The following is a 20,439-nucleotide window of genomic DNA, read 5'->3' as shown; positions in this document are numbered from 1 at the left end:
GAAATGATTTTACCTAATTCATAATCTGAAAATACTGAAATTACTGACGCAAAGTCACCAACAGCAGATTGGGTGCTGTTGGTATGAATAAAAGCGAGTGTTTCATCATGCTGCTTTATTTAATAAATTAGTTGGCTGAGAATTTTCTATATATTTATAAATAGGAATCCCACTCAACCAACTAATGAATTCAAAGATCTCATCTGGTTCATGTAAAATAGATTTTATATCTGTGGTGTTTAGAATTTTATTACAATAATTGTGCCATTCACCACTTTCTTTATGTTCCAAACATAAACAAGATTCTATAGCACCAGATCTCCACACCCAAATATTTTGACTTTTTAAATCTTGGTGAATTTTTTCTATATGTTCTGCTGATTCTTCATGCTCAGCTAACAACTCAAATCCTTTAGCAGCTTGCATATTACTTTCACCATCCTTATTTGTTCCTTTTCTTGGGTATCCATCCTCCCCTAAATATAAACTTCCTATTTGACAAAGCTGTAATAAAATTCTCTTACAAGGTTGAAAACCTATGTGATTCTCTTCTAAAAATCTATAGGTTCTTTGAGGTGCTACCTTAAAAGCAAAATCAAGATCTACAACTGCCTTATAACTTATATTCATTTTTTTTAATATATTTATGAGTGCCGCAACTGCTCCCGATCCACCAGCATGAATCAATGCAATTTTTCTTTTTTGTAATTTTGAATTTAAAATATGTTCAAATATGGAAGGTAAAATTATTTGTTCAGTTATACCTTCAACTAATAAGACATGATCACTAAAAAGCAATTGTCCTAAATTTTCAATCCCAAATAAGATATTCATACTTCCACTATTATCTGAAGGAACTGTTTCACATATTCTAGGAAGTGCTACAGTTTTATTTTCAATTTTTCTAATTATATTAGTTCCTAAAATATGTTTTTTCTTTATCATAAATGGCGAATGCGTTGTAAATATTATTTGAAAACCATTTTTTGATAAAACCTCCAATGCTTCTCTTAGTAATTCAATAGCTTGAGGATGCAAATACAATTCAGGTTCATCAATCAAAATAACTTGTGAACTCAAACTATTTTTTTTCGAGTAATCAGCTAGTTGTCTTATTAATGACATTTGAACAGACCTCTGTGCACCATGTCCTAAATTTGAAAACTCTCTCAAAGTACCATTTTCATCAATTTGTAATTTACTTTTAGCTAATATATCTTCTAATGCTAAGTCTTCTATACGTAGTTTGATTTTTATATCAGGAAAAAAATCATCCATCTTTTCTGATACTGAATTTTCAAAATCATTCAATAATGCCTTTTGTGACCCACTCGTTTCTCCTTTTATAAGTTCATTTAAATCATTAATTTTAGAAGAAACATTATCATTCATAATCTGTGAACTTAGTTTTTTGATAATTTTTCCCAGTGTATTTGTAGCTTTTAATTTACCCACATCCTCATTAGCATCTTGCATAGAATAAATTACGATAGGATCAGGTAATAATGCTTTGATAGCACCATCGATTCCATTTGGATTACCCCATTCCAAAGAATCATCAATTGGCTTTACTAAGAATTTGGAGCTTGTTCTAGTACCATTAAAGGGTTCTTGTATAAATTTCACAAACAATTGTTCATCAACAATATATGGCTGAAGACTATTTCTTTGTCCATTGTTTGAAATCACAGCTAAGGCTTCAGGAGTAAGGCCAGCAATTTTTGCAGTTATTTCTATGGCATTTGCAGAATTATTATAATCATTCGCACTAAAATTCTTTTTTTCCAAAAATGAATTTATGGCGTTTAAAATATTAGTTTTTCCAGCATTATTGTAACCAACTAACGCACTAAACTTATCTAAATTAACTAGGCTATCGACACAAGATCTATAATTTTTGATATGAATTGATTGTAAGTACATTTTTATCCCCAAACGCAAAAAAGCGCATCAATCGATACGCTTTTTATGCAGCATAACAGCTTACTTTTCAACCATAAATCAAAGATTTATTAAGGGCATTTCGCTTTCTGAAAAGATTTGGTATTTTTCCCACGCAAACATTGATACGACTTCTCTGTATCCACCTTCTTCCAGTCCCCATCCACCAGTTTAAAACTATATACCGTACGCATTGAACGAACCGAGTCATCCATTAAACCCGTTTCGGTCACTTTGACCTGTGCAGCAGTTGGGGACTCTACACTGTTAAAAAACTGACGAATCTCCACGGTTGCCGAACCCTTACGCAAATCAGGTCGTTCTTTCAAGACTTGTTGCAAAGGCGTATCGGACGAACCAATATTCACTTTAGAGGCCAATTTTTTAGTCGTTGCACAACCCGTCGTGATTAAACCCAAACACATTATAGAGGTCGATAATAAACGTAACATTGGGAAATCTCCCCCATAAAAAAAAGACATCGCATCTATGATGCCATGTCTTTTTTTCTGACTCGATAACAGTTATGTAGTCATCGGCGCATAGAACTTACAGGTTAAATATTAAAGATCGAACAGTTTACCCGGGTTCATAATGCCGTTTGGATCGAATACCTGTTTCAAGGCTTTCATGTAGCCAATTTCTTCTTCAGAACGGGTGTAGTTGAGGTAAGGTTTTTTAGTCATACCAACACCGTGTTCCGCAGAAATCGAACCGTCATATTTTTTCACAGTATCGAATACATATTTGTTCACCACCTGACATTTGGCAAAGAATTCATCTTTAGACAGGTTCTCTGGTTTTAAGATGTTCAAGTGCAAGTTACCGTCACCAATATGACCGAACCAGCAGATTTCAAAGTCAGGGTAATTATCCGCAACAATTGCATCAATTTCTTTAATAAATGCAGGAACATGCGTAATGAGTACGGAAATGTCATTTTTGTATGGTGTAAACGGTGCGATTGATTCAGAGATATCTTCACGCAAACGCCATAAGCTGTGTACCTGTTCCAGGCTTTGGCTCATTACGCCATCCAGCACCCAACCCTGTTCCATGCAATGCTCAAAAATTTCCATCGCCTTGTCCATGATTGGTTCAAATGGCGCTTCAAATTCAAGCAGTACATAGAATGGACATTCCGTTTCAAACGGACGTTGTACATGACCATGATCCAGCACTTTTTGCATCGCAAGTTCACCAAAGAACTCAAATGCAGTTAAATCAATTTTCGCCTGGAAGGCGTGAAGAACTGGCATCACGGCTTCAAAGTCAGGTACACCCAGGACCATCACTTGCAGGTCTTGCGGTTGACGTTCCAGCTTGATTTCAGCTTCAGTTACCAGACCAAGCGTACCTTCACCACCAATGAACAAATGTTGTAATGCATAACCGGTCGCGTTCTTGATCATGCCCTTGTTCAGGCGCAGGATGTCGCCTTTACCAGTTACAACGGTCAGACCCAGCACCCAGTTACGGGTCATGCCGTATTTGATCACTTTAATGCCGCCGGCATTGGTGCCGATGTTACCGCCAATTTGTGATGAACCTGAAGACGCGAAATCCACCGGATAATACATGCCCTGTTCTTCGGCATAGTTTTGTAACTGTTCAGTCACCACACCCGCTTGTACACGCACCATACGGTCTGCCGGGAAGAATTCCAGAATCTGGTTCATCTTGTCCATGCTAACCACAATTTCACCGTTGGCTGCTACTGCACCGGCCGATAAACCGGTACGCCCGCCCGACGGTGTGATGGCAATATTGTGTTCATTGGCAAATTTAACAATCGCCTGCACCTGTTCCGTACTTGATGGAAAAACAATGACTGATGGGTTTGGATCGAAATGCTTGGTGTAGTCTTTGCCCCAGGCATCGAGACTAGCAGCATCAGTTTTAATGCGGTTTTCACCCACAATGGCTGTCAATTGGGTTAATAACTCAGGTGTTAAAGCGACTGGAGCATTCATCGTTTGCAGACCTAGCAAGAAATATACAAGTGGTGGACGGTCTATAGAGCATTCTTTGCAAAGAGATTTACAAAAAAATCATGTCTTAGACTGGGTGTGAGCATAAAATCAACAATATAACTGTGATCGATTTCACTACTCGACATTATAAGACATTTTTTACTGAAACCTGATGAAAATAAGCATTTTGACAATCTAGGCTTAAAAATTACAGCTTTAGTTAGACCAAAATCTGTAGTTCCTGGCATATGTATGGCAAAAATACCTATAGTCTCCGTCATAAAGGAAATGTATATAGACCCTTCTCGTATGTTATCATATCGCGACTAAATTTGGCCTTTGTAGCGGAGCCGTAATGAGCCAACATCTTTCACTGCCTAAAGATAAAATTCGTTTCTTGTTGTTAGAAGGCGTTCATCAAAACGCAATCGACACTTTAAATGCTGCTGGATACACTAACATCGATTACCGTAAAACTGCGCTTGAGGGTGAAGCGTTGAAAGAAGCGGTAAAAGATGCTCACTTCATTGGTATTCGTTCACGTACTCAACTGACTGAAGAAGTATTCGAAGCAGCCAACAAGCTGATCGCTGTTGGCTGTTTTTGTATCGGTACCAACCAGGTGAACCTGGATGCAGCAATGCGTCGCGGTATTCCAGTATTTAACGCACCATATTCAAATACCCGTTCAGTAGCTGAACTGGTACTTGCTGAAGCAATTTTATTGCTTCGTGGCGTACCTGCTAAATCTGCTTCTACTCACCGTGGTGGCTGGAACAAGTCTGCAGTAGGTTCGTATGAAACTCGTGGTAAAACTTTAGGTATTGTCGGTTACGGCTCAATCGGTTCTCAACTTTCAGTGCTTGCTGAAAGCATGGGTATGAATGTCATTTATTATGATGCAGTAACCAAACTTCCTATGGGTAACGCACGCCAGGTCGGTACGATGGGCGAGTTGCTTGCAAATGCTGACGTGGTATCTCTACACGTTCCAGACGTTCCATCTACGCGTAACTTCATGGGCAAAGAACAGTTTGCTCAAATGAAAGAAGGTTCAATTTTCATCAATGCTGCACGTGGTACATGTGTAGTGATTGAAGACCTTGCGGATGCCATCAAGTCTGGTCACATTGCAGGTGCTGCAGTTGACGTATTCCCTAAAGAGCCTAAAGCCAACGGTGAAGAATTCGTTTCTCCACTTCGTGGCCTGGACAACGTGATTCTTACCCCTCACGTGGGCGGTTCAACCATGGAAGCGCAAGCCAACATCGGTCTTGAAGTTGCAGAGAAATTCGTTGCTTATTCAGATAAAGGCATGACCTTGTCTGCTGTGAACTTCCCTGAAATCGCGTTGCCATTGACTGAAGGTAAACACCGTTTACTGCACATTCACAAAAACATTCCAGGCGTGCTGTCTAAAATCAACAACCTGTTTGCTGAACACGGCATCAACATCTCTGGTCAGTCTTTAATGACTAAAGGTGATGTCGGTTACCTGGTGATGGACGTTGATGCAACTGCGTCTAAAGAAGCACTCGATACGCTTCACGAAGTTGAAGGTACAATCCGCGTTCGCGTATTGTTCTAATTCAATTTTATTTAAAAAACCACAGCATTCATGCTGTGGTTTTTTATTTTTCCAGATTTTTAAAATCTGGCGTTTTGCCTATCTCATGCTGTTCGAACAATCAGATCGAATTAAGTGTCAGCCAATTTTCAAAATTGCCCCTGCTGTACAGACCGTACTGATCTTGCTCATTACCCTGATCAGCAAGCTAAGAACCAAACTGCAAAACCATTAAAAAATGGATCATTTAAATTCAAATCGATAAAACCATCCTGCATCTACCGATTATTCTAAATTTAAAGTTTTGAATTTAAAATTATGAATTTAAATTTTCCTCCAGTAAAAACTTAAAAATTCAGCATGAACCGCTATACTGTGCTCACCCATAACATGGTTAATTAACTTGACCATCCAACTGCGTGTCTCATGCCAAATTCTCAACTTATTGCCGTAGTGTTCATGGTTCTGTCCATGATCTCCTATCAAATTAGTGCATCTTTCGCCAAACAGCTGTTCATGGTACTCGATCCTCTGACCGTGACGATTTTGCGCTTGTGTTTTGCCGCAGTAATTGTCTGCATCATGTTTCGTTCATGGCACATTTTAAAGCGGCTGTCTTTTTTAAAATGGCGTGACTTATTGTGCTATAGCGCAGCACTTGGGTTCATGAATATCCTGTTCTACATGTCCTTGGGTAAGCTGCCTCAAGGCATTGCGGTGGGTCTGGAATTCATCGGCCCTTTGGGCCTGGCCTTACTTTCTATCCAGCGGCGTAGTGATTATCTGTGGGTCGGACTGGCCATTTTAGGCATTGGCTTGATGGTGCCTTGGGGACAGGCTCAAAGTGAACAATTTTCGCTGATCGGTGCTGCATGTGCCTTGGCGGCGGGGCTGTGCTGGGCTTTTTATATTTATTTTGGTCAAAAGGTGGTGCAGCAGAATATTGGTATGCATGCCTTAACCATTGCCATCAGTTTGTCTGCTCTCAGCCTGTTACCGATTGGCTTATACAACAATGCTGATGCATTGGTGGAAACCCAGTACTGGGGCAAAGCCCTGGCAATCGCAATACTGGCCACCGCTATTCCTTATGCGCTTGATCTGCAAGCGTTAAAGCATTTAAGCAAACTGAGTTATGGCACCTTATCCAGCCTTTCTCCTGCTCTGGCTGCACTCACGGGACTGCTTTTGCTTGGAGAAAAAATAGGATGGTTACAGTGGATTGCCCTGCTGTGTGTCATGCTGGCATCGGTTGGCGTGACATTTAGAGCCAGCCAGAAAGTCGAGTCTTGAAATCATTAATTCCAAAAAAGATGGCACTAATGCCATTGCTGTCCCACAATTTAAATTTTATTTCAGCACCTAATTAATATGAGGATATTTATTACTTAAATTACTGATATTTATTTATATTTAATTTTTTCACAGCCTTATCTTTTCTTTAAAAGTTTAAGTCATTTTGTGTAGGCTGGACCCTACTTTTGACATACCAAAATGAGAACTCAAAATATATCTTGAGTTCGCAAGAAAAGTCTTTACTCCCCATACACGACGTCCTGAGCCAGTTTTAAGCACTGCTTTAAAACGCAGCGCAAGGATGGGGAATGTGTGGCATCCTTGCCACACTCACAAATCAAACACTTGGAATTCAACTATGGGACAGCAATAATCCCACGCCGTCTTTTTGTTTATATCGCTTTAAGTCAGACTGTCTTTATCTGCCTTTTTATACTTTTTATATTCAGCCAAATATTTCTTGGCTAGGCTTATCTTTTGCTGGTCTTCCAGAATTTTACCCGCCTGCTGGAAAAAACCATGCTCTTCCTCTTTTAAATGATGATGCACTTTTTCAGAAAGTTTCTTGGCTATCGCCAACCAACCATGATTGCTAAAATCGGTTTCGGTCAATTGCTCAAGTAATTCATCAATTTCATGGTGTTCCGCCAGGGCATGACGGGTAATACTCAGGCCAGAATCGGTCATCATTAAAGGAATATATAAATAACGATCCTCCGCAACTGCATGAGCAAACAGTTCATTTTTAAGCAGTTCAAACAGCTCACGACGTTCTTCACTATTCCCCGAGGTCTGGATTAATTTTTCAGAAAGTTCTCTCTGGATTTCATGGCTTGCACGTAAAGCTTCGAAAATATTCATCTACACCACCCTTTTATTTGCTACAGCCGCTACACACTCAAAAGACTGCTTATCATTATTTTGAAGACATTCTGCTCATGATCTTAAAAGCGAATGACGCACATGTGGGTGACGAGATGAAGCAATTTGTATAAAAAATTTTAATATCGGGAATGATTTACGGAAAAAAGGTCTGATATCCCAAACGAACAATCAGGATGCTGACTAAAATTAAAAACAGAATACGGATAAAACCGCTGCCGTATTTCAAGGCAGCTCGCACACCGACTATTGAACCGACTACATTGGCGGCAGCCATCATCAGCCCCAAGCCAAACAGGACATGCCCCGTAGGGGCGAAAAAGCTCAGTGCCGCCAGATTGGTGGTTAAATTGGCCACCTTGGACAATGCCGAAGCATGCAAAAAGTCCGCTTGAAGATAACGGATAAAAAAGAAGATAAAAAAACTGCCGGTGCCCGGACCAAAAATGCCGTCATAAAAACCAATCACGAGGCTACCCGCAGCGGCCAGCAGCAAGATTTTCGGTGTCAGTTCCTGCCGTACATGCACTTGCCCAAACTGCTTTTTCATAAAGGTATAGATGGCAATCACAATCAGCATCACCAGCACAAAAGGACGCAGCACTTCTTTGGGAATCATGCTGACACAGGCCGCCCCGGCAAAGGAGCTGACAAAAGCACAGCTGGCTATAACCGCCAGCAGCTTCCAGCGCAGTTTGACCTGACGCACAAATGAATAGGCCGCCGATGCAGTACCGCAAATCGAGGACAGCTTGTTGGTGCCAAACACCGTCGCTGGCGACAGTTGCGGCATGGCATTCATAATGGCCGGAATTTGAATCAACCCGCCACCTCCTACTGCTGCATCAATCGCACCGGCAAAAAATGCAAAAAACAGAAGGCTTAAGACAATTTCAATTTCCATACATTTATTTCAACAATTATTCGAGATTTAACACGCGTTTCGGAACCAGGCGCTTACGGTCGGTAATTTCAGCCAGACCTAAACATTTTTCGCCATCAAACACCAGCACCTGTGCTTCCGCAGCATGTTCAATATTGCTTTCCATGCCACGGCTAAAATATTCTGCACGTCCTTCAGGTGCCTGAACTTTAGGAAAATGATCGACCGGTGCATAGGCAGGCAGCAACAAAGCCTCTCGCTGCTGTTCAGTCAGACTCTCCAGATATTCGATCGTATATTCAGGAATCAGGTCAAAATGACCGGTTTTAATCCGGTGCAGATAAGTCAGATGACCATATGTACCCAAGGCTTGGGCAATATCTTCGCCCAATACACGAATGTAGGTGCCTTTAGAACAGGTCACCTCAAGGGTAATACTATTTTCAGTAAAAGAAAGTAATTCGATGGCATAAATATGAATCGGACGGGCTTCCCGTTCAATTTCTATCCCTTTACGCGCCAATTCATACAGCGGACGGCCTTCTTTTTTCAGTGCCGAATACATGGGTGGCACTTGCTGAATATCGCCAACAAATTTTTCCAGAACCTGCTTTATTTTGTCTTCCGTCAATGCAGGTACAGCCTGTTCCAGCAGCACCTCACCTTCAACATCACCGGTGGTGGTGCTGTGCCCCAAGTGAATCGTGGTCTGGTAGCGCTTGGTCGAATCGAGTAAATAATGGGAAAATTTGGTGGCCTCACCCAAACAGATGGGCAGTAAGCCTGAAGCCAGTGGATCCAGTGCGCCGGTATGTCCGGCCTTTTCTGCCCGATAGAGCCAGCGCACTTTTTGCAAGGCCGCATTTGAACTGATACCTAGAGGCTTATTCAGTAAAAATACGCCGCTGATATGACGGCGCTGAATTTTAGGTGAAGTCTTTTTCATAGTGAAAATCAATCAAGTTCAAACGGCTGCTATGTTAGCAACCGCTTGTCATTTTTTACAACTTTTCTACGTTTTATTCAGTTTTTTATGGCAAATTGAGTTCAATTTTAGAACCTTAATAAACAGAAAAAGAAGGTTGCATAGGAAATGCATAAACATCATAAATTATGGATTATTTTGCTGGTAATTTTGGTATGTCTAGGCGTGCTGTTATTTTGGCTCGCCCCATCCCAGTCCACCGCAGAACAAACTGATGCTGTTCAAAACCTTAATGCACCACCTCCTACCTTAACCTCATCAATGCCTGCCCCCACAGACCAAAGTCGGGCTTTGGTCAGTCCTAGCCAGCAAGACACCGAAGTGAACTGTCAGTTAAGCCTGGACAATGCCAATCGCTTGATTGTGAATGAACAGACCCGCAACTGTTTTGAATATTTCATTACCCAGTATGGCGAAAAAGATCTCAAGCAAATCAAACATGATTTCAAAGCTTATATCCAGCAAAACTATAAAGAACCCGCTTTAGGACAAATTATTGATTTGTGGAACCGCTATATCAATTACCGGGAAAAACTGGGCGAGTTGCAGCCTCCCAATATCGACAAGGAAGATCCTAAATATTATCAAAGCATTTTTGCCCATATGAAAAACCTGCGTAAACAGCTGTTCTCTGATCACGAAATTGAAGGCTTATTTGGTACTGAAGATACCTATCATGAATACACGCTCAACCGCATGACCGTTCTGGCAGACAAGAGCTTAACCGAAGCACAAAAAGCACAAAAATTAAAAGACCTTTTCAACCAGTTACCTGAAGACTGGAAAGAAAATCTCGAACAGCTCAATAAACTGGAAGATCTGCGTAAACTCACCGCGGATATTAAAGCGCGTGGCGGTTCAGCCGAAGATATTCATCAGATGCGCATGAATCTGGTCGGTCCTGAGGCGACGCAACGTTTAGAAACCCTAGATAAGCAACGCAATGACTGGAAAGACAAGGTCAATCAGTATCTGGCTGAACGGGACAGCATCATGAAAAGCGGCATGAGTGACGAGGCCAAGCAGCAAGCCGTACAAAAATTACGGACTCAGCACTTTAATAAACCCCAAGAACAACTACGAGTCGGGACTTTTGAAACCATCCATGATCAGGGAGGAAAATTACCATATACCGAATAATCTTAATGGCGTCTGATAAGGAGATCAGATGGATCAACTTATGGATGTACTAATATGAATAAAAACAAAAGTATTAAAAGGAAAAGTTGATGAAAACTTTAAAAAGTAAAAAAGCGCTAACGCTTGCTGTCATGATGACCCTCGCATGCGGTCTTACAGTTGAAACACAGGCAGCAAAAGGAATTTTGCAGATTCAAGAAACGGTCAAATCCGACTATGCCAAGACCCGGTATCCCATTGTCATGACCCATGGCTGGTTGGGCTGGTCACGCATCGGCGATGACAGTTTCAATATTGATTACTGGTATCAGATTTTGCCTGATATGGCGCGCAATGGTTCGACTGTTTTTGCCGCACAGCTCTCCCCTGCCAATACCACCGAGTTCCGTGGTGAACAGCTGATTGCTCAAGTCGAAGAAGTGCTCGCAATTACGGGAAAGGATAAAGTGAACCTGATTGGTCACAGTCATGGCGGCCCAACCGTACAGTATGTCGCAGCCGTAGAACCGCAATATGTGGCATCAGTCACGGGCGTGGGCGGAACCTATCGCGGTTCTAAAGTCGCCGATGATATTCAGAGTAATAGCATTAGCCGCACTGCCTTCAATATTCTGGGACAATACATCATTGGGCCACTGATGACCTGGGCTCAAGCCAATCCGGACATTCCCGTGAACTTTGATGCTTCAATGAAGTCTCTGACTGAAGTGGAATCGGCAAACTTTAATAAACGTTTCCCAACCTCTGCTTTAGCTTCTGACTGTAACCAGAGCGGTGCCAAAGTAGATAAAGGCATTTATTACTATTCTTGGGGTGGAACTGCACAAACCACCAACCTGCTGGACATTGATAGCATCTTGATGCAGCTTGGTCCGCTGTCTTATGGCAACAAAGACAATGATGGCATGGTGGCGCGTTGCAGTTCTCATATCGGTCTAGTCATTCGTGACAACTACAACCTGAACCATACCGATCTGGCCAATATGATGTTTGGTTTAAAAGGAATGTTCGCCCCTGATCCAGTTACCCTGTTTAGACAGCATGCCAACCGTTTAAAATTACAAGGTTTATAATAGCCAGCACATCCGGGATATTTTCCCTGATGTGCGCCTGGTTTAAAAACATTTTGTTACATCTATATATTTCACTGATCGATAACTTATCGTTATTTCATTCTGCCTTATTCAATAATCAATATGACAATCTAAATTGTCTAAAAATAAAAGCATCAAGAAAATATAAAAAATGAGGATTTTTTATGAAATATGGACTATTACTCGCTGGTCTAATCACCAGCACGCTATTGGGTACGGCTCAGGCATCCAATACTTCACAGGTGACAGCGAACGCGGTCTCAACCTATGCAAAAACCAAATACCCGATTGTCTTTAGTCATGGTATGGCAGGCTTCATTACCGTAGGTACAGACCAGTTTGGTCTTGATTACTGGTATCAGATTTTGCCCGACTTGGCACGAAACGGTGCCAATGTCTGGGCCACCCGCGTATCGCCATTTAATTCATCTGAAATTCGTGGCGAGCAACTGGTACAGCAAGTCGAAGAAATTTTGGCATTAACCGGCGCAGAAAAAGTCAATCTGATTGGTCACTCGCATGGTGGCCCAACCATTCGCTATGTGGGCGGAGCATTGCCAGACAAAGTTGCTTCCATGACAGGTGTAGGTGCGCCACATAAAGGCTCGCCTGTGGCAGACCTGATTTTATCTGCTGAAGGCACAGCGATCGAAGGCCCACTCGTAGGGGTCATCAATTTTGTTTCCAAAGCCATTACCTGGGCACAAGGGCTTGACCCGCAAAGCTTTCCGCATGATTCACTTGCAGGCGGAACAAGCTTAACCCTTGCAGGCTCTGCACAGTTTAATGCCAAGTTCCCTATCGGCATGCCAAGCACAGCTTGTGGCGAAGGCAAGTTACTCGACCAGGGCATTTATAACTATTCCTTTACCGGTGTCGGGACAGTAACCAATTTGCTAGACCCTGATGGTGCCTTAAAAGTAACAAGTTTGCTGATTGATGGCGGTAAAGAAAATGATGGTCTGGTATCGCGTTGCAGTGCCAAGTTTGGTAAAACCATCCGCGATAACTATAACTGGAACCATTTAGATGAAGTCAATCAGGTCCTGGGTTTGAAATCTTTATTTGCACCCGATCCGGTAGATGTCTACCGCCAGCATGCCAACCGTTTGAAACAGCAAGGCTTGTAACCACTGAAATGTCAGACATAAAAAAATGCGCCAACAGGCGCATTTTTTTTACTCGTATAAAACTTAAAATTAAGCTTTAGTTTTACGAGCTGGCAATTTTTCACGAATACGTGCAGCTTTACCAGACAATTCGCGTAGGTAATAAAGTTTAGCACGACGAACGTCACCACGACGTTTCACTTCGATACCAGCAACGATTGGTGAGTGAGTTTGGAATACACGCTCAACACCAACACCGCTAGAAATTTTACGTACTGTGAACGCAGAGTTCAAGCCACGGTTTTTCTTAGCAATAACAACGCCTTCGAACGCTTGTAGACGTTCACGGTCGCCTTCTTTTACTTTTACTTGGACAACTACTGTGTCACCTGGTGCAAAAGCTGGGATGTCTTGTTTAAGCTGAGCATTTTCTACAGCTTGTACTAAAGGATGCTTACCGCTCATGGGGTATCTCCAATAATGTGTGGCTCAGAAGGGTCTGAATTCCACTGGATATAGAGGCTAAAGCGCATATACCCGATTATATTTCTTTTTATGCTTGACCGCTTCAATGCATAAAAAGCCTATTAACGAATACGATTAAGTATTCAAATCTCGTAGCCATTTTTTTTGCTGGCTGGTCAGCTCAACTTTTCCCACAAGCTCTGGCCTGCGTTCCAAGGTGCGTTGATAGCGCTGCAAAAACCGCCATTTTTCAATATTGGCATGATGCCCGGATTTAAGTACTTCAGGCACCTCCAAACCTTCAAAATGGTCTGGCTTGGTATATTGTGGGCAATCTAGAAGACCATCCACAAATGAGTCTTGCACGTGAGATTGTTCATCTGAAATGGCACCCGGAAGTCTCCGGATAATACTGTCCAATAAAACCATCGCAGGCAGTTCACCACCCGACAAGACGTAATCTCCAATTGACCATTCCTGATCAACATAATGCTGGATCAAACGTTCATCGACCCCTTCATAACGTCCACACAGTACAATCAATCCGTCATATTGAACGAAATCTTGTACCGCAGCTTCGTTTAAGGTTTTACCTTGCGGTGACATATACACCACAGGCACGTTCACCGCTCCTGCCTCTTGCGCAAGCTCTTTGGCATGGTTGATTGCTTTAGCCAGAGGCTCTGCCATCATCACCATACCGGGACCACCACCAAATGGACGTTCATCCACTCTTTTGTAGTTGCCCTCAGCATAATCGCGTGGATTAATACAAGTGACCTGTACTATTTCACGTTTCGCCGCACGCCCGCTAATACCATAGGCTGTAATCGCTTCAAACATTTCAGGAAAAAGCGTAATGACTGCAAAAAACATCGCAGACTCCCGTATTTCCGAAAAATTGTTAGTAGTCTACGCCCCAATTGACGTAAATACGACCAGCTTCAATATCAACGCGTTGTACCACATCTTTATGCCATGGAATCATACGCTCTTCAGCATCAACGCTATCTGGTGTTGCGTGAACCACCATCACATCATTGGCACCGGTCTCAAACAGTTCATGGATTTTACCGAGATTAACTTCCTGGTCTTCTTCATTCAGACCCAACACGGTTAAGCCTTTTAAATCTGACCAGTAATACTCGTCCACACCTGCTTTCGGAAGCTGCGCTTTTGAAATCCAGACATTTGAGCCAACCAGTTCATCCGCTGCAGTACGATCACTCACACCTTTTAGCGAAACAACCAGGCCTTTGCCATGCGGTTTCCAACGTTTTACATCTACTGTTTGCCAACCTGCTTTGGTCTCAATGTACCAAGGCAGATAGTCAAAGATGTTGCTCATAGGTTCTGTATTGGAATAGACCCAGAGCCACCCATTTAATCCATAAGCTGAACGTAACTGTCCAATCTGAATACGATCTTCGGGAACATTCTGTGTTGGTGTCATGGGCAAACTACTACCTAATTTATATAAAAATTATGCAGCAGCTGCAGCTTTCTTAGCTTGAGCAGCTAAAGAAGCAACACGTTCAGAAGGTTGAGCACCTTGTGCTACCCAGTGAGCAAAACGGTCAGCATCTAAACGAAGTTTTTCTGCTTTACCTTGAGCTGTAGGGTTGAAGAAACCGATACGTTCGATGAAACGACCGTCACGCGCATTGCGGCTATCAGTTACAATAATTTGATAGAACGGACGTTTTTTAGCACCACCGCGTGCAAGACGAATAACTACCATGATACAACCTTATAGTTTTTACGGATTATCCCTGTACCGACCATCGATACATTTCAAACCCCTTTCATAGAGGGCAATATTTTACGTTATATTTGCGCTGAAAGAAAGATCAAATTTCAGGTTATCCACAGTTTGAATTTATCTTAGCGACCGTCCCAGTTTGAGGTGGCTGAAAGTGCACACGCTGTTGCACCCTGAGCCCAGAACTTTTGTCCTTGATCGTTTAAACAAATCCAACCATTATTAGCTTGCGTAGTTCCGGATCTAGGCTTTGCAATTAACAACCAAGTTCGTATCTGTGCTGTATTAGCAGTCAAAGCAACGCCACTTACGTCTGTTAATTCAATATCATAGAGTGGTCTTGTTTGCGGAATGGTATTAGCTCCATACACATTTATGGCCGTACGGCCAGCGTAATTATTATTTGCCATCTTATAAGTTTCTAAATTACGTGCTATTTGTAGCATTTCTGACTGAGTATTTACACGATCCGTTCGAATTTTATAATTGGTATAAAATGGATAAACTATAGCTGCTAAAATACTAATGATAACAACCACAATCATTAACTCTATAAGCGTAAAACCTCTTTTATACATATATTTCACCACTCTTCACTTCCAGTTGCTACAGAGCCACAACTAGCTTGTTGTGTATCACTGTTTTTATATTCAAGAAGTTCCTTGGCTCTGTTTTTACAACGTACACCATTACTACTCATCAAAAAATTATAATTTTTTGTATCATTAGTTTCTGCTTTCATTACCCATATCCGTCCCCTTACATCAGGTTTTGGTGGGGTGCTTGCATCTACAGAAGTTAACAATTTAGATGGATCATCTCCATCTTGAATTGTAATTGTGTATTTTATACGAGAACCTGATACTCCTCTAGGCAAAGTAACTGAAGACATCATGCTACTTTCTCCATACAAAAAATTAGGATTAAACCCTCTATAAGTAAAATTCTTTGCTTTATGACGCTCCAATTGCTCAGCAATCTTTTGCATTTCTTGTTGTGCCATAGAGGCATCTGATCTCCGAACATATTCCTGATAGCTAGGAATAGTAAATGCTGCAAATATACTAATAATCACCAATACAACTATTAATTCAATTAAAGTAAATCCTTTTGAAAATCCTCCCAACCGACCAAACACATAAGTCGGTCGAGATAGCCCTTTATTATATTTAATTATTTTTTCCATTTTTCATACCATCGTGTCGGATTAATGGTTGGAATACATTTCCATTTTCCAGTTCCTTTTTCATTACCTGCAATCGTAAAATCAGGACATGAACCATCCGTCGGCTCTGTTATTGGGGCTGGGGTAACTCCCACAATTCCTGCCCCAAGAGTATTATCATTACATTCTGCCACACCCACAGGACAACCGATGGTCTTAGTTTTAAACCCGGTATCCTCTTCAGCATTTCTATTGACGGTGCCATCTGGGTTTACACAAACTCCATAAGGTAGGCAATAACGCTGACGATTTGTTTCACCGACAACTCGTGGCAAACATGGATTTTGAGGTGCGATTCCTGTGCCTTGTGGATCGTAAACAGGGACAATCAAATTACCAGTCAATGCAATTGGTTCTTCAAATGCTTTCATCCCACCTTTGATACGGAAACTATTATCAGCGCGTTCTTGCCCTAGACTATTACTTGAAAGTGAACGATACCAACCATTCTTAGTAGCAGATGTCCCAATGAAAATATTTGGAATATTTCCACTTAATAACTGAGGATCTTTCTGTAAAGTTCTCATATCTACATTTTGAGTTGATAAAGAGAAAGCTGTCCCATCTGGATTATTTGCTTCAGTAAATAAATTTCTCTTAATAAAATCGCGGTCAATCAAACCGTAGACATTATTGACAAGACGGTCTGACAACGCATTTACTGGCAGCATACCCTCACGACCAACAATAGGATAGACATCTAGGGGTGTACTACGGTTGCCAGCTGCAATACCCACCACAATAAAGCTTGTTGCACCTTGATCATGAATTGTCACAGTTGGTGCTTCGTAAAAACGTGGATTTTTACCGTCAGTTAATGCTACACCAGATGAATCCGTTGCCAAGTTTGCTAAACGTACAACTCGTTTACCAAAGTTTGCAGTTGTAGTTCCTGCGGTATTGTTTAAATCTGCACGAAAAACTTGACCACCCAAATCACCAAAATACAAATGGTCAACCAAACCATCCCCATTACGGTCAATTGCACTAATACGGCTTACAATACTATGCTTCATATTTGTATTATTTGTATCTGCCCCCGTATCACTTGCCCACCATAAACGTGCCCCGGTAGTCGCATCAATAACATAAACCGCATTACCTTGAGCTTTAGTTTTGGTAGTACAAGATGAATTATCGCCAGTGGTTGCCAGAGTAAATGTAGGATCTTCATAACAGGCATCATACCCACCACCAACAATCATGACACGTTTAATTTGATTGTTATAACGAATGTTTGCAAGTACAGGTTTAGACCAGGACTGTCCCATACGACTAAAGTTAGCTTGATCTCGGCCTACTCTAAATAAAAACTTGGGTGCAGTTGGATCTAGTACATTTAAGCCGTAATAACTTTCTCCTCCCATTCTTAAACCGCCGTATATATTCATGCGGCTTGCTTTAACTGAGTTCGAGTCGGTCGAAGAACTTGCTTTTTGAGCAACATATAATGAATCAGCAACCCATGCACCATCCAAGCCTGCTTGTGGTGCATTTAAATCAGTTTGAGCTTTAACTAACGCTTTTGATGTAGTCGTATTGCGAAGCAATTCAGCAGGTACAAACACCATTTGTTCTACACCTGTGCTGCTATCAACAATATGCAAACCACCTTCCATAGTACCGTAGAGGATAGATTGACTACGTGTAGCTGTTAAATTACCAGAAGCATCTAAAGTACCTGAATAAGTCATCTGAACCGGGAAAGAATGGATACTTCCTCCCATAGCTAAATGGGGGGTCGCTGAAATAGGCAATGTGCTTGGTAATGTTGATGATCCCGTTGTAGTTGTATCTAACGGTACGCTATAACCTAGATAATTTAAAAGTTTTTGTTTTACTAACACGGGCATATCTTTTAATGTAGTTTGCGTACCAAACTTATCTAGCACATAATTAGGAACATTAGAAGGCGCGGCTGCAGGAGATACAGGCCATTCAGGTATACGCAATAAGCTTGCGCCATTACCTGCACCCGTTAAAGTTGCACCGCCTGTTACATCAACATCGGTAAAGAGCCGACGCAGACCGTTTGGATTTGCAGCATACCCATATCGTATAGGACTAACCGTTAAATCTTCGGCTTGCCCATTGATTGGCATAGGCACACGAGAATACGCACCTCCTAACCCAATAATACCGCCATCGTTATAACTGTTATTGTTATAAACAGCAGAACTATTCCACAAATCTTTTGTTCCAGTTTTAAATGACCCATCTGCATTATAAACCAAAGTACTGCTATCTGCGCCCGCAAAAGCACCTGCATTTATACCTGAAGTCAATACTTTATAACGTTTTAAGTTCCCTGCCCAGGCCAGTTTACCACTTTGTGGATCAGGCTCCAAAGCACGTAAATAGCCATAAGGCTGTAAACCTGATGGACTGAGTGCATCAGCAGGAACAGAAATGGCTCCTGTAGTTAAGGGAGCTAAAGGTGTTGGGCCTAGGTTATTAATAAAAGCAATAACACTGTTTGTCACACCTTGCGGTGTTTGCGCGGTAAAAAACCCACCATTACCATAACCTGGAGCAGCCACCGCATTTGTCGCTTGATTAGGAGAACAAGCATCATCACCGGTACGGTCGCTTTGCGCTCTAGAAGTTAATTTACACGCATTAATTACATCAGATGAACCCAAATCAGAGAAATCACTACCAAACCCTACAAAAGCTGTTTGGATAGGTACATTCACGGGATTAGTTGCATCTGAAGTATTACTTTGAATCAGCCCTCCATTAAAGAGCATTTTGGCGTAATTACTCATACAATGCCAATCTCGGGTACTACTTAATGCACCTGATGTAGAACAATTAAATGTTGTGCTATTTAAACTCGCATTCATGACTGAGTTAAGGGTAGCATCAGTTTTGTCGGTTGGTTGTCCATCTGAAAGGATATAAACACCTTGTCCATCACAACTGACTCGATCAGCTGCTGCAGGTAATGGTGAAGCATAACTAATTAAATCTGTTTTTTTAGAACTCGAAACCGAACTACTAAATCCGCTATAAACATTAGTGCCTGTTTGCATCTCATTTTTATAATAAATAATATCACTACCACTATCATAATTACCTGCTTGGGCCAAATCAGTTGGAGCTGTAGCTCCTAAAGAAACCCATCCCGAAGAACTACATTTTTGAGCTTCTGCATTAAAATCGGTAGAGTTAAGACTATTACACTTATAATAAGTCGTAGATGTAGCAGCACCATAAACTGGAGATGCATTGACATAATCCCCGCGATAAGGTTGTGAACGCCAACTATCGTAACGCTCATAACAACGTTGAGGATTTACATCAGTCCTTTGATATGGGTAATCAGAATAAGGGCATGAATAACCCACAATCGATCTTGTTGAGACCTGTTTATAAACATCTACAGCGATTTGTACAGAGGCAACAGTTGAAGTTCCCATTAAATACGCTGCTGCTTCTGCATAAGCTGCTGCAGTTGGTGTCCCCCCACTCGCTGTTAAATCTTTGACAGCAGTTCTAATTGCATTTCGCTGAGTTGAGTTAACAGTACCCAATACACCAGCAGGTACTAAAATTTTCCCTGCGTTACCCGAACCATTAACTGAATAGTGCCCCAACCCTACCCGCACATTGGTTAAAGTTGGGATATCACTATCCAAGAAAGCGAACATACCGTCCTTTAAACGCGAAATACGGTCATAACATTTTAATGCGCCTGTCCGTGTACTGTAACTTCCATCAGCATTTTTATTCGGATTATAACAAAGGTCTTTAAGTCTTTGATAATTTGAAGAACTTGAGGTGGAATAGGCTACAGAACAATAAGTTCTGGTATAAGTATAAGGACTACTTCCACCTGTTTCTGTTTGTGCTGTTGAACGATCAGAACAAACCTCATAATCCGCATAAATAGAGTTACTGCTACTGTTTACCCCCATTGAACCGGAAGTATCCAACATCATAACGATAGTCTTTTTACCTGCTGTGGGTACAGCATAAATCTGCATATCGCTTGCTTGCACAACCGATGAAGCAATTAACATCGTTCCTGAAAATGCCCAAATAAATGAAGCACCATATTTAAAATGGTGAGTATATTCTTTGAGACCTGACTGCTGTCTTTGATTTTTCATCT

18 protein-coding genes are annotated in these 20,439 nt (G+C 41.5%); 5 read left to right on the top strand and 13 right to left on the bottom strand.

Annotated elements, in window-relative coordinates; translation table 11 throughout:
• Positions 1-105: 105 nt before the first annotated feature.
• The 3 genes from ACPUEY_RS03775 to ACPUEY_RS03765 all read right to left on the bottom strand — a co-directional run bounded on the left by ACPUEY_RS03775 (position 106) and on the right by ACPUEY_RS03765 (position 3,914).
• On the bottom strand, positions 106-1,923 hold the full coding sequence (locus ACPUEY_RS03775; protein WP_425121191.1) for an ATP-dependent nuclease: 1,818 nt from the start codon (positions 1,921-1,923) through the stop codon (positions 106-108).
• An 89-nt stretch (positions 1,924-2,012) separates the two neighbouring features.
• Positions 2,013-2,393 carry a hypothetical protein gene (locus ACPUEY_RS03770; RefSeq protein WP_425121190.1) on the bottom strand — a complete coding sequence of 127 codons (381 nt, stop codon included), beginning with the start codon at positions 2,391-2,393 and terminating at the stop codon, positions 2,013-2,015.
• A gap of 111 nt (positions 2,394-2,504) precedes the next feature.
• Positions 2,505-3,914, bottom strand: a complete 1,410-nt coding sequence (locus tag ACPUEY_RS03765) for an FAD-binding oxidoreductase (RefSeq protein WP_092820158.1) — start codon at positions 3,912-3,914, stop codon at positions 2,505-2,507.
• A gap of 355 nt (positions 3,915-4,269) precedes the next feature.
• Here ACPUEY_RS03765 and serA point away from each other — a divergent pair, with 355 nt between their 5' ends.
• Entirely contained in the window at positions 4,270-5,502 is a 1,233-nt protein-coding gene (serA, locus tag ACPUEY_RS03760; RefSeq protein WP_425121189.1) for a phosphoglycerate dehydrogenase, read from the top strand.
• A gap of 405 nt (positions 5,503-5,907) precedes the next feature.
• Positions 5,908-6,774, top strand: coding sequence for an EamA family transporter (locus tag ACPUEY_RS03755; RefSeq protein WP_425121188.1), 867 nt, complete (start codon positions 5,908-5,910; stop codon positions 6,772-6,774).
• A gap of 405 nt (positions 6,775-7,179) precedes the next feature.
• Here the strand turns inward: ACPUEY_RS03755 and ACPUEY_RS03750 are convergent, their stop codons facing one another.
• The 3 genes from ACPUEY_RS03750 to truB all read right to left on the bottom strand — a co-directional run bounded on the left by ACPUEY_RS03750 (position 7,180) and on the right by truB (position 9,488).
• Entirely contained in the window at positions 7,180-7,638 is a 459-nt protein-coding gene (locus ACPUEY_RS03750; protein WP_092820162.1) for a hemerythrin domain-containing protein, read from the bottom strand.
• Between the two features lie 157 nt (positions 7,639-7,795).
• Entirely contained in the window at positions 7,796-8,563 is a 768-nt protein-coding gene (locus ACPUEY_RS03745; protein WP_180080593.1) for a sulfite exporter TauE/SafE family protein, read from the bottom strand.
• Positions 8,564-8,579: 16 nt separating this feature from the next.
• The gene (gene truB / locus ACPUEY_RS03740; RefSeq protein ID WP_425121187.1) at positions 8,580-9,488 is read right to left on the bottom strand and encodes a tRNA pseudouridine(55) synthase TruB; all 909 of its coding nucleotides are present in this window, start codon (positions 9,486-9,488) and stop codon (positions 8,580-8,582) included.
• Between the two features lie 147 nt (positions 9,489-9,635).
• Between truB and ACPUEY_RS03735 the strand changes: the two genes are divergently transcribed.
• From ACPUEY_RS03735 to ACPUEY_RS03725, 3 genes are all read left to right on the top strand, one after another.
• Positions 9,636-10,667: a lipase secretion chaperone gene (locus ACPUEY_RS03735; RefSeq protein ID WP_425121186.1), complete on the top strand. Its 1,032-nt coding sequence runs from the start codon at positions 9,636-9,638 to the stop codon at positions 10,665-10,667.
• 89 nt (positions 10,668-10,756) lie between these two features.
• Entirely contained in the window at positions 10,757-11,740 is a 984-nt protein-coding gene (locus ACPUEY_RS03730) for an esterase/lipase family protein (RefSeq protein ID WP_425121185.1), read from the top strand.
• 185 nt (positions 11,741-11,925) lie between these two features.
• Entirely contained in the window at positions 11,926-12,891 is a 966-nt protein-coding gene (locus ACPUEY_RS03725; RefSeq protein ID WP_425121184.1) for a lipase family alpha/beta hydrolase, read from the top strand.
• A 69-nt stretch (positions 12,892-12,960) separates the two neighbouring features.
• On the opposite strand, the gene rplS is transcribed toward ACPUEY_RS03725, so the two are convergent.
• From rplS to ACPUEY_RS03690, 7 genes are all read right to left on the bottom strand, one after another.
• Positions 12,961-13,335 carry a 50S ribosomal protein L19 gene (gene rplS / locus ACPUEY_RS03720; RefSeq protein WP_086197174.1) on the bottom strand — a complete coding sequence of 125 codons (375 nt, stop codon included), beginning with the start codon at positions 13,333-13,335 and terminating at the stop codon, positions 12,961-12,963.
• Between the two features lie 135 nt (positions 13,336-13,470).
• Positions 13,471-14,211: a tRNA (guanosine(37)-N1)-methyltransferase TrmD gene (trmD, locus tag ACPUEY_RS03715; protein ID WP_425121183.1), complete on the bottom strand. Its 741-nt coding sequence runs from the start codon at positions 14,209-14,211 to the stop codon at positions 13,471-13,473.
• 28 nt (positions 14,212-14,239) lie between these two features.
• The gene (gene rimM / locus ACPUEY_RS03710) at positions 14,240-14,788 is read right to left on the bottom strand and encodes a ribosome maturation factor RimM (RefSeq protein WP_425121182.1); all 549 of its coding nucleotides are present in this window, start codon (positions 14,786-14,788) and stop codon (positions 14,240-14,242) included.
• A 30-nt stretch (positions 14,789-14,818) separates the two neighbouring features.
• Entirely contained in the window at positions 14,819-15,076 is a 258-nt protein-coding gene (gene rpsP / locus ACPUEY_RS03705; RefSeq protein ID WP_092820170.1) for a 30S ribosomal protein S16, read from the bottom strand.
• A 143-nt stretch (positions 15,077-15,219) separates the two neighbouring features.
• Positions 15,220-15,675 carry a type IV pilin protein gene (locus ACPUEY_RS03700; RefSeq protein WP_425121214.1) on the bottom strand — a complete coding sequence of 152 codons (456 nt, stop codon included), beginning with the start codon at positions 15,673-15,675 and terminating at the stop codon, positions 15,220-15,222.
• 5 nt (positions 15,676-15,680) lie between these two features.
• Complete coding sequence (locus ACPUEY_RS03695) at positions 15,681-16,283, bottom strand: type IV pilin protein (protein ID WP_425121181.1); 603 nt, start codon at positions 16,281-16,283, stop codon at positions 15,681-15,683.
• A complete protein-coding gene (locus ACPUEY_RS03690) occupies positions 16,271-20,437 on the bottom strand; it encodes a PilC/PilY family type IV pilus protein (protein WP_425121180.1) in 4,167 nt (1,388 codons plus the stop codon). Before ACPUEY_RS03690 ends, ACPUEY_RS03695 begins: the two co-directional genes overlap by 13 nt.
• Positions 20,438-20,439 lie beyond the last annotated feature (2 nt).

It is taken from the genome of Acinetobacter sp. G11, assembly GCF_049808495.1.
GTDB classification, from domain to species: domain Bacteria; phylum Pseudomonadota; class Gammaproteobacteria; order Pseudomonadales; family Moraxellaceae; genus Acinetobacter; species Acinetobacter kookii.
This window is presented reverse-complemented; position numbering and strand designations above follow the sequence as displayed.

Bases quoted from the DNA above. Each gene is read 5' to 3' on its own strand.
- ACPUEY_RS03775 (WP_425121191.1), bottom strand. From the start codon at position 1,923: ATGTACTTACAATCAATTCATATCAAAAATTATAGATCTTGTGTCGAT.
- ACPUEY_RS03770 (WP_425121190.1), bottom strand. From the start codon at position 2,393: ATGTTACGTTTATTATCGACCTCTATAATGTGTTTGGGTTTAATCACG.
- ACPUEY_RS03765 (WP_092820158.1), bottom strand. From the start codon at position 3,914: ATGAATGCTCCAGTCGCTTTAACACCTGAGTTATTAACCCAATTGACA.
- serA (WP_425121189.1), top strand. From the start codon at position 4,270: ATGAGCCAACATCTTTCACTGCCTAAAGATAAAATTCGTTTCTTGTTG.
- ACPUEY_RS03755 (WP_425121188.1), top strand. From the start codon at position 5,908: ATGCCAAATTCTCAACTTATTGCCGTAGTGTTCATGGTTCTGTCCATG.
- ACPUEY_RS03750 (WP_092820162.1), bottom strand. From the start codon at position 7,638: ATGAATATTTTCGAAGCTTTACGTGCAAGCCATGAAATCCAGAGAGAA.
- ACPUEY_RS03745 (WP_180080593.1), bottom strand. From the start codon at position 8,563: ATGGAAATTGAAATTGTCTTAAGCCTTCTGTTTTTTGCATTTTTTGCC.
- truB (WP_425121187.1), bottom strand. From the start codon at position 9,488: ATGAAAAAGACTTCACCTAAAATTCAGCGCCGTCATATCAGCGGCGTA.
- ACPUEY_RS03735 (WP_425121186.1), top strand. From the start codon at position 9,636: ATGCATAAACATCATAAATTATGGATTATTTTGCTGGTAATTTTGGTA.
- ACPUEY_RS03730 (WP_425121185.1), top strand. From the start codon at position 10,757: ATGAAAACTTTAAAAAGTAAAAAAGCGCTAACGCTTGCTGTCATGATG.
- ACPUEY_RS03725 (WP_425121184.1), top strand. From the start codon at position 11,926: ATGAAATATGGACTATTACTCGCTGGTCTAATCACCAGCACGCTATTG.
- rplS (WP_086197174.1), bottom strand. From the start codon at position 13,335: ATGAGCGGTAAGCATCCTTTAGTACAAGCTGTAGAAAATGCTCAGCTT.
- trmD (WP_425121183.1), bottom strand. From the start codon at position 14,211: ATGTTTTTTGCAGTCATTACGCTTTTTCCTGAAATGTTTGAAGCGATT.
- rimM (WP_425121182.1), bottom strand. From the start codon at position 14,788: ATGACACCAACACAGAATGTTCCCGAAGATCGTATTCAGATTGGACAG.
- rpsP (WP_092820170.1), bottom strand. From the start codon at position 15,076: ATGGTAGTTATTCGTCTTGCACGCGGTGGTGCTAAAAAACGTCCGTTC.
- ACPUEY_RS03700 (WP_425121214.1), bottom strand. From the start codon at position 15,675: ATGTATAAAAGAGGTTTTACGCTTATAGAGTTAATGATTGTGGTTGTT.
- ACPUEY_RS03695 (WP_425121181.1), bottom strand. From the start codon at position 16,283: ATGGAAAAAATAATTAAATATAATAAAGGGCTATCTCGACCGACTTAT.
- ACPUEY_RS03690 (WP_425121180.1), bottom strand. From the start codon at position 20,437: ATGAAAAATCAAAGACAGCAGTCAGGTCTCAAAGAATATACTCACCAT.